Genomic DNA, 14,936 nt, shown 5'->3' with positions numbered 1-14,936 from the left:
AATTTTTGAAAGCAAAGATGGCTGCAAGATAATGAAATCAAAAGTTCACGGCAATCCATACACATAAAAAAAGCGCCTCCGCAAAACGGGGGCGCTTTTGAATATCTTGAAGGCAGGTTAGAAAGCAATATCATAGCTTTTTACCTCGTTTCCTCGTTTTACTTTAACATTGGTTTTGTCGCCTGCTTTAAAGGAGCCTAACGCTTCCATGTAGGAATCCATATCCCGGATCTCGAATTTACCCAGTTGCACCACGATATCACCTACAGAAATGCCGGCCTTTTCTGCCACTTTACCTGGGCTAACACCATCTACTTTCACACCACCTTTATCGTACGTGTAATCTGGCATAATGCCCAACGACACAGAGAACCGGGTGCTCTTCGTTTGCTTATCTTTTGTTTTGGTAAAGGCTAGCTTAGGTTCATTCGATGTTTTATCTACAATGTTGTAAATCGTTCTGATGATGGTGTACTGCCCTTCATAATTCACTTTATCGGCATCATCGCTTGGCTTGTGATAATCGCTATGCGAGCCGGTAAAGAAGAACAAAACAGGTATATTTTTAAGGTAGAATGAAGTATGGTCAGAAGGTCCAACACCGCTAGAATCGTAGCTTACTTTTAAATTGCTTGGCACAGCGGATTTTAGAATTGCTCCCCAGGATGGAGAAGTTCCTACACCACCAATTTCCAATCCTTTTGTATCGCTTAAACGGCCTACCATATCCATATTAATCATATAGTTTGCATTGGTAAGATCGATGGTGCTATGCTCGGTGTAATATTTTGAACCATATAGCCCTAGTTCCTCGCCAGAAAAAGCCAAGAACAGGTAGTTATATTTTTTCAGCTTCGATGCTTTTAGCATTTTCGCTAGTTCCAATAGGGCAGCGGTTCCGCTGGCATTATCATCGGCGCCGTTATGAATTTCATTATTTGTTGTGCTAAGGGAATTATGATCTTCACCATATCCCAGGTGATCGTAATGCGCACCGAAAACGATGGTTTCCGTGGCATTGTTATCAATAAAACCGGCTACGTTTGTACCTGTGCGCTTACTGGGTATTAATCCTGCTGAGAGATCAATTTGGTAACCATCTACGTCATCGTCGTTAAACGTTTTGCTGGTAGCGGCATCTAACCAAATAGCGGGGATACTGCCTGCATTTGTTTTTTCCGACATCCATTTCTCTACAGTGGTACCTTTTTCTTTACCATTATAGAAGATCACCGCGGTAGCACCTTGTTTAGCTGCTTCTTGGGTTTTCTTTTGGTATACCGGGAACATGTCGGCATGCGGATTATCGTATTCATCCCAATCCGCCGCATCTACCAGCCAAATATTGCTAGGTTCATTTACATGTAAAATTACCTCTCCTTTAGCGTTCTTATTTGCACTAAAAGGCAGTACCAGGGCTTCACTTCCAATTTTCAATGCTTTATCATTGATCTTCAAGAAAGCGGATGGTGCTGCTGTTACGCCTTCGCGCACAACGAATGTTTGTAAATAACCTTCTTCGCCTTTGGCAGTAAGGCCTGCGGCTTTCATTTGCTCTGAAATGTAGGTGTATGCTAATTTTTCGCCGGCAGTGCCTGTACGACGGCCTTCCAACTTATCGTCGGCCAAATAGGCGACATGTGCTTGCAAGCTCGCCAATACTTTACGATCGGCTTTCTTTTGCGCGTTTACGCCAAGTGTGAGGCCCAGTGGTAAAAGGAGTAGGTATTGTTTCACAACAGTGTTGATTTTCAAGGCAAAATTAGTAGATTAACGGATATTCATGGCAACAATCATTGACAGGTTGCTTTACTGCTTACTAGGTATATAAAGATAACCGTATAACAATAAACAAACAAAAGGCATTTAAATTCACCATGTCGTTCCATGGAACAGTAAACAATTATTGCACCAATCTGCCGCCAACAAAAATTAAATCCTAAATTTGCCGGGCTTATTACGAACGTAATAGCATTATTTACAACAACAAAATCAGTATACAACTTTCTTTTTATGAAGAATACGCCCTTTACAGCAAAGCATATCGCGTTAGGCGCAAAAATGGCTCCTTTCGCGGGTTATAACATGCCGATTTCTTATACCGGTATTAACGATGAACACGCAGCCGTACGTAAAAACGCCGGTGTGTTTGATGTAAGTCACATGGGTGAATTCATGTTGAAAGGTGAAAATGCTTTGGATTTGATCCAACGCGTTACCAGCAACGATGCGTCGAAATTAACGGCCGGTAAAGCTCAATATAGCTGTTTGCCGAATACAGAAGGTGGTATTGTAGACGATTTGTTGGTGTATTGTATTGAAGAAAATAAAACATATATGTTGGTAGTAAACGCTAGCAACATCGAGAAAGATTGGAATTGGATTTCACAATTCAACACCAAGAACGTAGAAATGCACAACATTTCCGACAAAACTTGTTTGTTGGCCATTCAAGGTCCTAATGCCACGAGCATTTTGCAACCTTTAACGGATATCGACTTGGTAAATATGAAATATTATACGTTCGCGAAAGGTACTTTTGCCGGTGTTGAGAATGTATTGATCAGCGCTACTGGCTATACCGGTTCGGGTGGTGTAGAAATTTATTTTGAAGACAAAGGCGACGATGCTTCGAAAGTTTGGGATGCTATTTTTGAAGCCGGTGCTTCAAAAGGTATCAAACCAATTGGCCTAGGTGCACGTGATACGCTTCGTTTAGAAATGGGCTTTAACCTTTATGGTAACGATATCGACGACCGTACTTCTCCATTAGAAGCAGGTTTAGGTTGGATTACGAAGTTCACAAAAGAATTCACAGCCCGCGAAATCTTCGAAAAGCAAAAAGCGGAAGGTGTTCAACAGAAATTAGTAGGCTTCGAAATGGTGGACAAAGGTATTCCTCGTCACGACTATGAAATTAAAGATGCTGAAGGTAATGTAATCGGTCGTGTTACTTCCGGTACACAAGGTCCTTCTATCAATAAAGCAGTAGGTTTGGGTTATGTAAAAACGCCATTCGCTGCATTAGACACAGAAATTTTCATCGCGGTGAGAGATAAAAGCTTGAAAGCGAAGGTGGTAAAAGTACCTTTCTTGGGCTAAAATTTCCCTGCCGGTAAAATTTATTCAGCCTGTTTGCGTTAGAGGGAAGCGTTTTACTTTACTATTTAAACAAGGATTGCTAATTTTAGACTCGCTATGCCCACTATTCATCTAACCACTGTCATACATGCACCTATTGAAAGGGTGTTCGACTTGAGCAGAAGCATCACATTGCATAAAAAAAGTATGCATCACATGCAAGAAGAAGCAGTCAAAGGACGTACCAACGGGCTGATAGAGTACAATGAAACCGTTACCTGGCGTGCCAAGCACATTAACAAAATGCGCGAGCTTACTGTAAAGATTACGGAAATGAAGAAACATTCCCACTTTATAGATGAGATGATCCAAGGCGATTTCAAACACATGAAGCACGAACATTACTTTAAGCCTATTGATAATGGCACCGTAATGATTGATGTTTTTGAATTTGGAACTCCTTATGGCAGTATAGGCCGGTTGTTCGAGAAATTTTACCTTACCAAATACATGAAGCGTTTGTTAGAAACGCGGAACGAAGCCATCAAGGATTATGCTGAGAGTGAGAAGTGGCGGGTGGTTTTGTCTTATTAACATTTTTTAAATCGAATGACAGCAGAAAACAAACCAAGGTTAGAAGTATGCCTTTCACCGGCACTTTTGCACCTTTTTGATGTAAAGAATAGCATTGTAGTAATTATCGACGTATTACGCGCCACCTCTACTATTTGCACAGCCTTATACAATGGCGCGGCCAAGATTATACCTGTAGCGAGTGTTGAAGAATGTGTAAGCATCGGGAAACAACTGAATGCCATTACTGCAGGCGAACGCGATGGTAAAATTGCAGCGGGTTTAGAACATGGTAACTCTCCGTTTGAATATCCCCGCGAGTTTATTGAAGACAAAGTACTTGTACTCACCACTACAAACGGCACCAAGTTATTACACATGGCCAAGGATGCCATCCAGATCATCACTGGTTCTTTCCCGAACTTAGACGCGGTATGTGAATACCTTGTTTCCCAGGGTCAGAACGTGATATTGGGTTGTGCAGCTTGGAAAGACCGCGTAAACATGGAAGATACCTTGTTTGCAGGCGCCGTAGTATCTCGCATAAAAGAACATTTTGATGTGAATTGTGATTCTGCTATCGCAGCAGAAAACCTGTATGATAGTGGGAAAGCCGATTTGTTCGAGTTTATTAAGAAAGCATCTCACTTCCAACGCTTAGCTAAATTTGGTTTAGAAGAAGATATCCGCTACTGCCTTACCCCGAATGGTGCAAATGTGTTGCCCATTTTGAGAAACGGCGAATTGGTGGTTGGATAACTGACCAAAATCATTTTTCCTAAAGATAAAGACGACATAACTTTGCGTATCGAATACACAAATAGTTAATGTTTAAAATATTTAAAACAGAGCGAAGGAATATGGCGGACTATGACATGCTTTACGAGGAGATTGTATTATCCGCTTGGGGCAAAACTGACCGTAACCAAGATCCGTTTAGATTAGGAGACAAGAACACATTGAAAATGGCCTACAACGATTTACGCGGTGATAATGGCCACGACATTAGGTTCAGCTTAGCCTGTGCATTGAGAAAAGTAGCAGCCGACCAAGCAGAGAACAAACCAGTAAGCAAAACTTTATTGGATTTGGACAGGAAAGCCTGGAAAGCGAAATCCTACAACGACATCACGATTATTTTGGAAGACGCAGATAAAATCTTCAAGCAAATAGGCATCAAAGAATAATTGGTTCTTATTTATAAACTTTTGTAGCCCTTCCCGGTAAGTACCGGGGAGGGCTTCTTTTTTATACCTATTTCTACCATCCCAATACTTCAAAAGGTATAAAATTCTACTAATTTCAACTTTTCTAATAATAATATTCTAAAATATGGTTTATAAATGTACCTTTATTATGAAATAAAGTATATTTGTATACCACTTTAATCACAATAAATACAAAACGCTACTATTATGAAGTACGATTTGATTAAAGAGCTTATACAGTTAGCCGAAACCTTTGAATCGAACCCAGGAAACTACCCGTCCAACATTAACGGGTTTAAACAATGGGTTCATGACCAAGTAAAAGAGGCTGATCAACCTATACATGAACCTGTGTGGGAAGGCAAAGAAAAGGGGAGAACCCCGGAGAGCGTTATTAACACGCTTATTGTGCATATGAACAGGTATGCTAAAACATATTCTAAATCTGCCATACACGATTCTGCTTTTTCTACCCAAGAAGAGTTTATCTACCTGGTAAACCTAAAAGCTTTCGGGGCTATGTCTAAAATGGAGCTTATCAAGAAGAATATTCAAGATAAACCTGCCGGCATGCAAATTATTAACCGCTTAATTCAGCAAGGCTGGGTAGAACAAAAAGATTCTGAAACAGATAAAAGAAGCAAAATCATAGGCATTACACCAAATGGATTAGATGCTTTGGCACAACAAATGGACAAAATCCGTCATGCAACAAATATCGTTACGGGCGATTTATCCTATGCCGAAAAAATGGAACTCATTCGCTTACTAAATAAGCTCGACCATTTTCACCACGCCATTTATTCCCAAAACTATTCTCCTGCCGAATTACTCGAGAAAGTGACAAAGGAATACTTGCCGGTAAAAAACTAGTGCATGAAAAAGAAAGTAGCCATTATAGGTGCTGGTATTGCTGGTTTGTCGGCAGCAGCTTATGCCGCTAAAGCCGGGCACGAAGTGCACGTTTTTGATAAAAACAGTACCCCTGGTGGGCGAGCACGCCAATTTACTACACATAATGGTTATACTTTCGACATGGGTCCCAGTTGGTACTGGATGCCCGATATTATTGACAATTTCTTCCAAGACTTCGGTTACCATGCTACCGATTTCTACGAGCTGGTGGCCTTACACCCCCAGTTTCAAATGATTTTTGAAGAAGATAGATTGGCTGTTCCTGGCAATTACAACGAGCTACGCGCTGTATTTGAAACTATAGAAACCGGGGCCGGAAAACAACTGGATGCATTTATGAAAGCTGCGCGCTACAAATACGAAGTAGGCATGCAGCAATTTGTAAATAAGCCTTGTCACTCGTGGTGGGAATTCGTTTCGCCTACGATAGCCATGAGTGCGCTTAAGCTGGACCTGCTATCCAACTTCCGTTCTTATGTAAAAAAATACTTTACGCACCCCAAACTGGTAGCACTCATGGAATTTCCTGTTATTTTCCTTGGTGCTTCTCCACAGCAAATACCGGCACTTTATAGTCTCATGAACTATGGCGGGTATGCCTTAGGCACTTGGTACCCTATGGGTGGATTTTATAAATTAGTAGAGGCTATGCAACAAGTAGCTGAACAACAGGGTGCAAAATTTCACTTTGCACATACCGTGGAAGAGGTTATTGTGCATAATAAAGAAGTACAATCGCTTATTATCAACGGTGAAACGCATGCCTTCGATGCTGTTATCGCGTCCGCAGATTACCATCATTTCGAAACATTATTAGCTCCTCCTTATAGAAACTATTCAGAAGAATATTGGCAGAGTAGGGTGTTTGCTCCCTCTTCGCTGATTTACTATTTGGGCTTCAACGAATCTATTCCCCACCTAACGCATCATACACTATTCTTCGAAAACGATTTAGATGATCATATCGATGATATATATGGCAACAAGCAATGGCCACGAAAACCGCTGTTTTATGCGTGTTGCCCATCTAAAACAGATAGTAGTGTTGCGCCAGCTAACCATGAAAATATATTCTTGCTAATGCCCTTGGCCACCGGGTTAGAGGACTCGGAGGAGATGCGCGAAAAGTATTTCCTTGAGATGATAGGTAGATTAGAAAAGCATACCGGTCAACCTGGCTTATTACAAAAAATCGACTATAAAAGAAGCTATTGCGTACGCAATTTCATGGAAGATTATAATGCTTACCAAGGAAATGCATATGGCTTAGCGAATACGCTATCACAAACAGCCGTACTCAAACCTTCTATCAGAAATAAAAAAGTGAAGAACCTCTTTTATACCGGGCAACTTACTGTGCCTGGACCAGGAGTTCCACCGTCTATTATATCAGGGAAAATTGCAGCACAGGAAGTGAATCAACTTAAATCAATCTATCATGAAAGTACTATTTGACGAACTATCGCAACAAGTTAGTAAGGCGATCACCCAGAAATACAGTACAAGTTTTTCACTCGGCATATTAGCATTAAGTCCATCCATACGGCCGGCGATCTATGCTATTTATGGATACGTACGATTAGCAGATGAAATTGTAGATAGTTTCCATGGTTATAATAAGGAGCAGTTATTGAACCGCTTTAAAGAACAAACGTGGGAAGCACTACACGAGGGTATTTCATTGAATCCCATCCTTCAATCATTTCAAGAAACTGTTAACCGTTATGGCATCGAGGAAATATTGATAGAACAGTTCCTGAAAAGTATGCAAATGGACCTGGGGAAAATAGATTATGATTCGGCATTGTATAAAGAATACATACTAGGTTCGGCAGAAGTAGTTGGCTTAATGTGCTTGAAGGTTTTCGTGGAAGGGAATAATGAAAAGTACGAAAGCTTAAAACCTTACGCGATGACGTTAGGTTCTGTATTCCAAAAAATCAACTTTCTCCGTGACTTGAAGGATGATTACCAAGTGTTAGGCCGCACCTATTTCCCGAATGTTGATATGCTTGTTTTTAACAACTGTATTAAATCATCCATTGAAAAAGAAATTGAAGCAGAATTTAAAGAAGCATTGATTGGTATTAAGAAACTACCCGGATCATCGCGATTTGGCGTTTACTTGGCCTATAAATATTACTTTTCTTTATTCAATAAGATTAAGAAAACTCCTGCACAAAAAATACTTCAAGAGCGTATACGCATCCCGAATGGACAAAAATTTTCGTTGATGATGAGCAGTTATTTACAGTATAAACTGGCTGCTATTTAGAAAAACAATGTGTATGAACGGTATTATCCTACTTATTACTTTTTTACTCATGGAAGGAGCCACCTGGTTGATTCACAAATACGTGATGCATGGCTTTCTATGGGTATTACACAAGGATCATCACGATCATTCGCATACGGGGGAATTGGAAAGAAATGATTGGTTCTTTGTCATTTTTGCTATACCAACCATTATTCTATTGTATTACGGTGTAAGGCAAGAATTTAGTTATGTGTTTTGGATTGGGTTAGGAATTTTCTGTTATGGAATGTGTTACTTTTTTGTGCATGATATTTTTATTCATCAACGCATAAAGTTATTACGCGATACACAGCATCCATATTTATTAGCTATTAGGCGGGCACACAAGCAACATCATAAACATACCGGTAAGGAAGATGGCGAATGTTTCGGCTTTTTATGGGTACCGGTAAAATATTTCAACATGTACTTTACAAAAAGATGATACCTACTACTTATACATATATATTGGTTGATATACTGACGATCATCGTTTGTTTTATCTTTTCTTTTGATAAAAGAATACAATTCTACCGGCATTTTGGCGCTTTTATAAAGGCCGCTTTGTTGGTAGCTATCCCTTTTATTTTATGGGATATTTGGTTTACACATCATGGTATTTGGTGGTTTAACAGTAATTATACCCTTGGTTGGCATGTTGCGGGTTTACCAATTGAGGAGTGGTTGTTCTTTTTCTGTATTCCTTTCTCTTGTGTATTTACTTATTACTGTTTAGACAAATTCTTTGATCTTTCTTGGGCAAATGGATTCAACAATATGATTGTATTTGCGGGCAGTATTGTTTTAATAGTTACCGCTTTGTTGTATGCACATAAAACCTATACACTAGTAACGGCTTTAGTTACAACTGTTACACTGATTTATTTACATTTTTTTGCTAAAGCCCAGTGGATCGGCCAAGCTTCGTTTGTATATACCGTGTTGATGTTGGGCTTTTTACCAGTAAATGGCATATTAACTGGCACTGGGATTGATGCACCTATTGTTAACTACAACCCGCAAGCATTCCTTAACATACGCATGCTGACCATTCCCATTGAAGATGCAGTTTATGGTTATACCCAATTTTTATTAGTGATCTATTTCTTCAAACGTTTCCAATCTAAAACCGAGCACGATGAAAATATTACGCCCATTAGTTCTCTTATTCAGTAGCGCTATTTTAATCTGTGCTTGTGCCAGTATACCTAAAAATGCCACACCTGTCGATCATTTTGATGTATCTAAGTACTTAGGCAAATGGTATGAAATAGCACGCTTCGATTATAAGTTTGAGAAAAACCTCGATAATGTAACCGCTCAATATAGTTTACGAGACGACGGGGACATTAAAGTGTTGAATAGTGGTTATGATTTCGTAAAGAAAGAATGGAAATCCTCTACAGGCAAAGCAAAATTTCGAGGCGATAAAAACGTTGCCGCATTAAAAGTTTCATTTTTCGGTCCTTTCTATGCGGGTTATAATGTAATTGCGATTGATAAAGACTACCGTTATGCATTGGTTGCAGGCAAGAACTTAGCATATCTCTGGATTCTTTCACGAACCACTACCATTCCTGCCGACATTAAAGAGGCTTATTTACAAAAAGCGGTTGCTGTTGGGTACGATACTTCCAAGCTGGTTTGGGTAGCACACAATCAATCAATATCAAACTAAGGATAGTTTTAATGGTTAACGATAAAGGGCAAAGGAAATAACTTTCCAATGCCCTTTTTTATTGCAATTGGCGTAAACAACCCCTTAGGGTATAAATAAGACAATTATATAGCGAATGGTAAAGACCAACCAATACCTAGATAAGGGCAAGAATATATCCCACGTATACCTACATATTTAGGATAATATTGGAAGAACATTAGAAGAACATTGGAGGATATTATAAACATATTGTAATCCCCACTGCGGCAAATATTAAAAACACTACTTTTTACTAAAGAACTAGCCAATTCGCGCCTTTGACATTCCATTTGCGACAAAAGAAACCAAAGCTGGTTAACTACTGGTTAAAGTCTTTCAAAGGGACGTCAAAGGGATTCAAAGGCTCGTTGACTACTTTCAAAGGGTGGTCAAAGGCTTTTCAAAGGCTTTTCAAAGGGTCGTCAAAGGCAAGTCAAAGGGTAGTCAAAGGCTTTTGTATATATAGCCACCTTCGAAGTTCATTTGCGACAAACAAAAAAGGCACTGGGAAAAACTTCCCAATGCCATTCACCTATACGTCTTTGTCTATCTAACTAATGTTTATTTCCTAGCGCGTGCTGCGTCTACAGAGTTTGTTCCGCTACCGTAAATCGCAAAGAAGATCATAATGAGCAGCATGGTTAATGGAGCAGAAACGCCCGCAAAAGTGCCATCTATAGCAATTTTTAAGATCACCGCAATGATCATCGTGAAAAGCAATGCGATAGCTGCGTAACGGGTAAATAAGCCAATAATTAACAGGATACCGCCTACTAATTCAGCCAAAGTAGCCATCAAACCCCAAAAAGCAGGGCTAAACTTGATACCTACAAATCCCATCGCGCTACCAACACCTGTCCATACTTCGTTGCCACCTAATAACTTTTGTATACCTAACACGGTAAAGATGATACCAATACCGATTCTTAAAATCAAAAATGCTGTTGCTTGTTGTTTTGTATTTTGCATAGTAATGTGTGTTTTCCGAATGCAAAGCTACTAGCAGGAGGGTGCCCCCGGAATACACAAATCTCCATTTATAGTGCACTTTTTTTCGTTTGATGGCAATTAGGGGAGAAGATGATATCAATGATTGATTCATCAATTAGTATTTTTTCTTATAAATGCTACTCGACAGCAAACTGTAATGTTTTTTTCACCCACAACACACCCATTCATTCCACAATTTCAAACAATAATATAAAACCCGCTGAATCCTAAACCTTAACACGAATAAGCGCCCAACTTGCTCCTTTTTTCACATTTTCTGCTTACTTTTGTGGATTGCCTTTTCACGAGCCGCATAAGATCCAACTATTAGTGTAAAATGGATGTCTAACCCGGGCGAGTTACTAAAAACCGGCAATTGTTATTATGTCATTACCCCATTTATTGAAATATATCTACAATAACGGCACCGACGAGGTGATCCGCAGGGGTAAACGCATATACGCCTCCGGCGGAGTAGAGCTGATCGAGGCAGACCCCGTTTTAAAATCCGCTTCTTTCAGGGTAAAGAGCGATACGCATGCAAACTATTACCGCGTTTCCATTAGCAAATACCACGAAACATCGGCCATGAGCGTTCGATGCCAATGTCCCTATAACCTTGGCGACATTTGTAGGCACGAAGCAGCCGCCTTGTTCCAGTTACAGGAAATGTTGGATAAAAATCACTTCGAGTCTTTCGATTCACAGTTCGACCAACAACATACGGTCATCAAAATGAAATCGATCGACTTGAAAACCATCAAGTTACTCACCTCGCCATCAATTTTTGCCGAGGCGGAGAAGATCTTGCGTAAACACCAAGCCAAAATCTTATCGGCGAAAGATGAAAAGGTGGAAGCGCTGTTGAAAACACCCGACGGTAGCTACCAACTCATCCTTCAACGCAACGAAGAAAGAAATTTTGACACCCATTGCGTGTGTGATGAACATGATCACGCACTGTGTGTACATAAAACCGCTTTGTTCTTACAACTCTTGAACCAACACGGCGCATTTTACTTTGATACACTACGCAATTGGGACAAGGAAAAGAACAAATTATTGTCGTTATATGGCTATTCCCTGAGCGACGACCTGGATGGCAAATTCACTTTCACCTACACCAATGGAAAGCCTTTCCTTCGTGTGCTCGACCCGAGCATTAAGAAGGTAGAAACGGTAATGCCCGTATCAAAAGAAGTAGAACCGGCCACCGAAACACAAGTTACCACCAGGCGTATTGGCGTTGTATTAAACGCAAATGAAAGCCTGTACCCATATTTTGCCGTGGATTTAATTACCGGTGAAGCGAACGAAGATGAAACTGAGTTTTTGTCGTTGATTAATAAGCTGGACTTAACCAAGTACATCGATTACTATCAATACCGCGAACAAGATCGTGAATTGATAGCCCCGACGAGGAAGCTCCAACAATCGGAAATTTCCAAGTTCCTGAACAAGAACTCTCCGTTCGCAGGCATTTGGGATAACATCACCCACGAAACAGAAGATGCGCTGCCTTCCGAAACGAAGGAGCTTATTCTTGAGTACTTACATCCTAAGCTTATTAAGTTCTTCGACTTATTGAGCGAGCATAAATTGGTGTATTTACTTCGCGAGCGCCAAGTGTTTAAAACTAAAACACTGGAGCCTATCATCGTTTCCGGCGAGCAATTACAGTTGAATTTGCAAACCGAGGTGAAAAATAACACGGTGCACATTACAGCATGGGCCAATATTGAAGGCGAATTGGTTAACATCGCCAACAATAAGTGGAACAGTCCATTGGTGTTTTTACACGGCAATATTGCTTACTTATTCAAGCAACCCTTCGATGCCATGCAAGCCGAATTGTACCAACAAAGCGGCGAAGTGAAGGTGCCCTTGGATGAATGGGGAAACTATTTAAGCGAGAAATTATTGCCTCTCGGTAAAGATTACCAAATACAGTACGACAAAGCGTTGCTGGCGGAAGTGAAAACAGAGAAACCTGAATGCCGTGTGCATTTGAAGGAAATCGGTGAAACATTCGTAATTCAGCCTACTTTCTCGTACCGTGGCCATGATGTAGAATGGAATAACGAAACGCAAATCACCATCCAAGAAGCCAACAAGGTATTAATTATTCACCGGAACAAGGAGTTGGAAGATGATTTCGTACAAAAGATCCGTTCATTGCATAGCAATTTCGCGGCACCTACGCACTACAATTATTTCTACTTGCGCTCTAAAGAGGCATTAACGAATAATTGGTTCTTTCTTTTCTTCGATACGTTGAAGGAAATGAATGTACGCGTGTTTGGGTTCGATGGTCTTCGCAACTTCCGTTTCAACCCAGCCAAACCAGTTACCAGCTTACAAATTAGTTCCGGTATCGATTGGTTTGATGCGCAGGTAGAAGTAGCCTACGGCGATCAAAAGGTAAGCATCAAAGACATTAAAAAGGCGCTTGCCAACAAACAAAACTATGTGCAATTGGCCGATGGAACACTCGGTTTATTGCCAGAAGAATGGCTGAAGAAATACTCGTTGCTCTTTAAGATCGGCGAGGAAAAAGATAAAGGTTTGAAGTTGTCGAAATACAACTTCAACGTGATTGATGAATTGTATGAATTTATCGACGACGATCAAGTTCTACGTGAACTGGATGAAAAACGTCGTAAACTCATTCAATTCGATGAAATTCGTCACCAACCATTACCGGATAATATGCACGCTAACCTGCGTCCTTACCAGGAAAGCGGTTTCCAATGGTTGAATTATTTAGACGAAGTGAAGTGGGGTGGTATTTTGGCGGATGATATGGGTCTTGGTAAAACCATCCAAGCACTCACTTTTATTCAACATTACAAGAATAAAAATGGCCGTTGCTTGACCATGGTTGTTTGTCCTACTACTTTGATCTATAACTGGGAGAACGAGATTAAGAAGTTCACCCCCACCATGACGCACCACATTCACCACGGGCCAACACGTATTAAAACGCCGGAAGCCTTCCAGGCATTCGATATCATTATTACCACCTACGGTACTTTGCGTAGCGATATCCAGATGTTTATGAAACTGGAATTCGATTACGTGGTATTGGATGAAAGCCAGGCGATTAAAAACCCGCAGTCGAAAGTAACCAAAGCGGCACAGTTACTCCATACAAGAAACCGTCTTGCATTGAGTGGTACGCCGATGCAGAACAATACGTTTGACATTTATGCACAGATGAACTTCTTGAACCCGGGTATGTTGGGCAGTGTAGACTTTTTCAGGAATGAATTTGCTACACCGATCGACAAATTCCAGGACGAGGAGCGAAAAGATCATTTGCGCAAACTGATATATCCTTTTATTCTTCGCAGAACGAAAGAGCAGGTAGCGAAAGACTTGCCAGACAAGATTGAGACGGTTATTTTCTGCGAGATGGATAGTGAGCAACGCCAGATTTATGATGCTTACCGTAACAGTTACCGTTCAAAAATTTTGGGCGTAATTGAAGACCAAGGTATCGAACGTTCGCAATTAACCATCTTACAGGGCTTAATGAAATTGCGCCAGATCTGTGATTCGCCTGCGATCTTGAATGAAACGGAGCAATACCCGAATCATTCTGTGAAGCTGCACGAGTTAACCCGCGAATTATCGGAGAACATTGGTAATCACAAAGTGCTGATATTCTCTCAATTCCTTGGGATGCTGGGCTTGATCAAAGAGAAATTATCCGGCTTAAAAGTTCCGTTCGAATACTTCGATGGTAGCACTTCTACCATGGAGCGCGAGCGTGCTATCCAGAACTTCCAGAACAACTCGGAATGCCGTGTATTCTTGATTTCATTGAAAGCGGGTGGTGTAGGTTTGAACTTAACAGCAGCAGATTACGTGTATATAGTAGACCCTTGGTGGAACCCTGCCGTAGAGCAACAAGCCATTGACCGTACACACCGTATTGGTCAAACCAAGAACATCTTTGCTTACCGTATGATCTGTAAAGACACCGTAGAAGAGAAAATTTTGGAATTGCAAGAACGCAAGAAATCGTTGGTAAAAGAAATCGTTGCCGACGAAACGGGCTTCGTGAAAAAATTAACAAAAGAAGACGTTATGTACCTTTTCAGCTAATAGGTACTTCAATTTTATACGCGAAAAAGCTATTTACAATCGAACGAAACATTATATTCGTTGA

Annotated in this window: 13 protein-coding genes; 11 read left to right on the top strand and 2 right to left on the bottom strand. The window is 40.5% G+C overall.

The window, feature by feature from the left end; genetic code table 11:
* Positions 1–117: 117 nt before the first annotated feature.
* On the bottom strand, positions 118–1,737 hold the full coding sequence (locus LX64_RS18445) for a M20/M25/M40 family metallo-hydrolase (protein ID WP_148707378.1): 1,620 nt from the start codon (positions 1,735–1,737) through the stop codon (positions 118–120).
* Between the two features lie 276 nt (positions 1,738–2,013).
* Between LX64_RS18445 and gcvT the strand changes: the two genes are divergently transcribed.
* The 10 genes from gcvT (at position 2,014) to LX64_RS18395 (ending at position 9,751) form a co-directional block, all read left to right on the top strand.
* Complete coding sequence (gene gcvT / locus LX64_RS18440) at positions 2,014–3,102, top strand: glycine cleavage system aminomethyltransferase GcvT (protein WP_111599172.1); 1,089 nt, start codon at positions 2,014–2,016, stop codon at positions 3,100–3,102.
* Positions 3,103–3,198: 96 nt separating this feature from the next.
* Positions 3,199–3,675, top strand: coding sequence for an SRPBCC family protein (locus LX64_RS18435; RefSeq protein ID WP_111599171.1), 477 nt, complete (start codon positions 3,199–3,201; stop codon positions 3,673–3,675).
* Positions 3,676–3,690: 15 nt separating this feature from the next.
* Positions 3,691–4,413 (top strand): 2-phosphosulfolactate phosphatase, encoded by a 723-nt coding sequence (locus LX64_RS18430; protein ID WP_111599170.1) that lies wholly within the window; start codon positions 3,691–3,693, stop codon positions 4,411–4,413.
* A gap of 101 nt (positions 4,414–4,514) precedes the next feature.
* Positions 4,515–4,841: a hypothetical protein gene (locus LX64_RS18425; RefSeq protein WP_148707377.1), complete on the top strand. Its 327-nt coding sequence runs from the start codon at positions 4,515–4,517 to the stop codon at positions 4,839–4,841.
* Positions 4,842–5,069: 228 nt separating this feature from the next.
* Entirely contained in the window at positions 5,070–5,735 is a 666-nt protein-coding gene (locus tag LX64_RS18420) for a MarR family winged helix-turn-helix transcriptional regulator (protein ID WP_111599168.1), read from the top strand.
* Positions 5,736–5,738: 3 nt separating this feature from the next.
* Entirely contained in the window at positions 5,739–7,232 is a 1,494-nt protein-coding gene (locus LX64_RS18415) for a phytoene desaturase family protein (RefSeq protein WP_111599167.1), read from the top strand.
* Positions 7,216–8,052, top strand: a complete 837-nt coding sequence (locus LX64_RS18410; RefSeq protein ID WP_111599166.1) for a phytoene/squalene synthase family protein — start codon at positions 7,216–7,218, stop codon at positions 8,050–8,052. Before LX64_RS18415 ends, LX64_RS18410 begins: the two co-directional genes overlap by 17 nt.
* Positions 8,053–8,065: 13 nt before the next feature.
* Positions 8,066–8,518 (top strand): sterol desaturase family protein, encoded by a 453-nt coding sequence (locus tag LX64_RS18405; RefSeq protein ID WP_111599360.1) that lies wholly within the window; start codon positions 8,066–8,068, stop codon positions 8,516–8,518.
* The gene (locus LX64_RS18400; protein ID WP_317048354.1) at positions 8,458–9,249 is read left to right on the top strand and encodes a lycopene cyclase domain-containing protein; all 792 of its coding nucleotides are present in this window, start codon (positions 8,458–8,460) and stop codon (positions 9,247–9,249) included. Before LX64_RS18405 ends, LX64_RS18400 begins: the two co-directional genes overlap by 61 nt.
* A complete protein-coding gene (locus LX64_RS18395) occupies positions 9,212–9,751 on the top strand; it encodes a lipocalin family protein (protein ID WP_111599164.1) in 540 nt (179 codons plus the stop codon). Before LX64_RS18400 ends, LX64_RS18395 begins: the two co-directional genes overlap by 38 nt.
* Before the next feature lie 582 nt (positions 9,752–10,333).
* Here LX64_RS18395 and LX64_RS18385 read toward each other — a convergent pair.
* Positions 10,334–10,741: a DoxX family protein gene (locus tag LX64_RS18385; RefSeq protein ID WP_111599162.1), complete on the bottom strand. Its 408-nt coding sequence runs from the start codon at positions 10,739–10,741 to the stop codon at positions 10,334–10,336.
* Between the two features lie 405 nt (positions 10,742–11,146).
* Between LX64_RS18385 and LX64_RS18380 the strand changes: the two genes are divergently transcribed.
* Complete coding sequence (locus LX64_RS18380) at positions 11,147–14,872, top strand: DEAD/DEAH box helicase (protein ID WP_111599161.1); 3,726 nt, start codon at positions 11,147–11,149, stop codon at positions 14,870–14,872.
* The last annotated feature ends 64 nt before the right edge of the window (positions 14,873–14,936 follow it).

The sequence above is a fragment of the Chitinophaga skermanii genome, from assembly GCF_003259335.1.
Taxonomy (GTDB): Bacteria; Bacteroidota; Bacteroidia; order Chitinophagales; family Chitinophagaceae; genus Chitinophaga; species Chitinophaga skermanii.
Note: the sequence above shows the minus strand (reverse complement) of the source record. Positions and strands in the feature narration are given on the sequence as shown.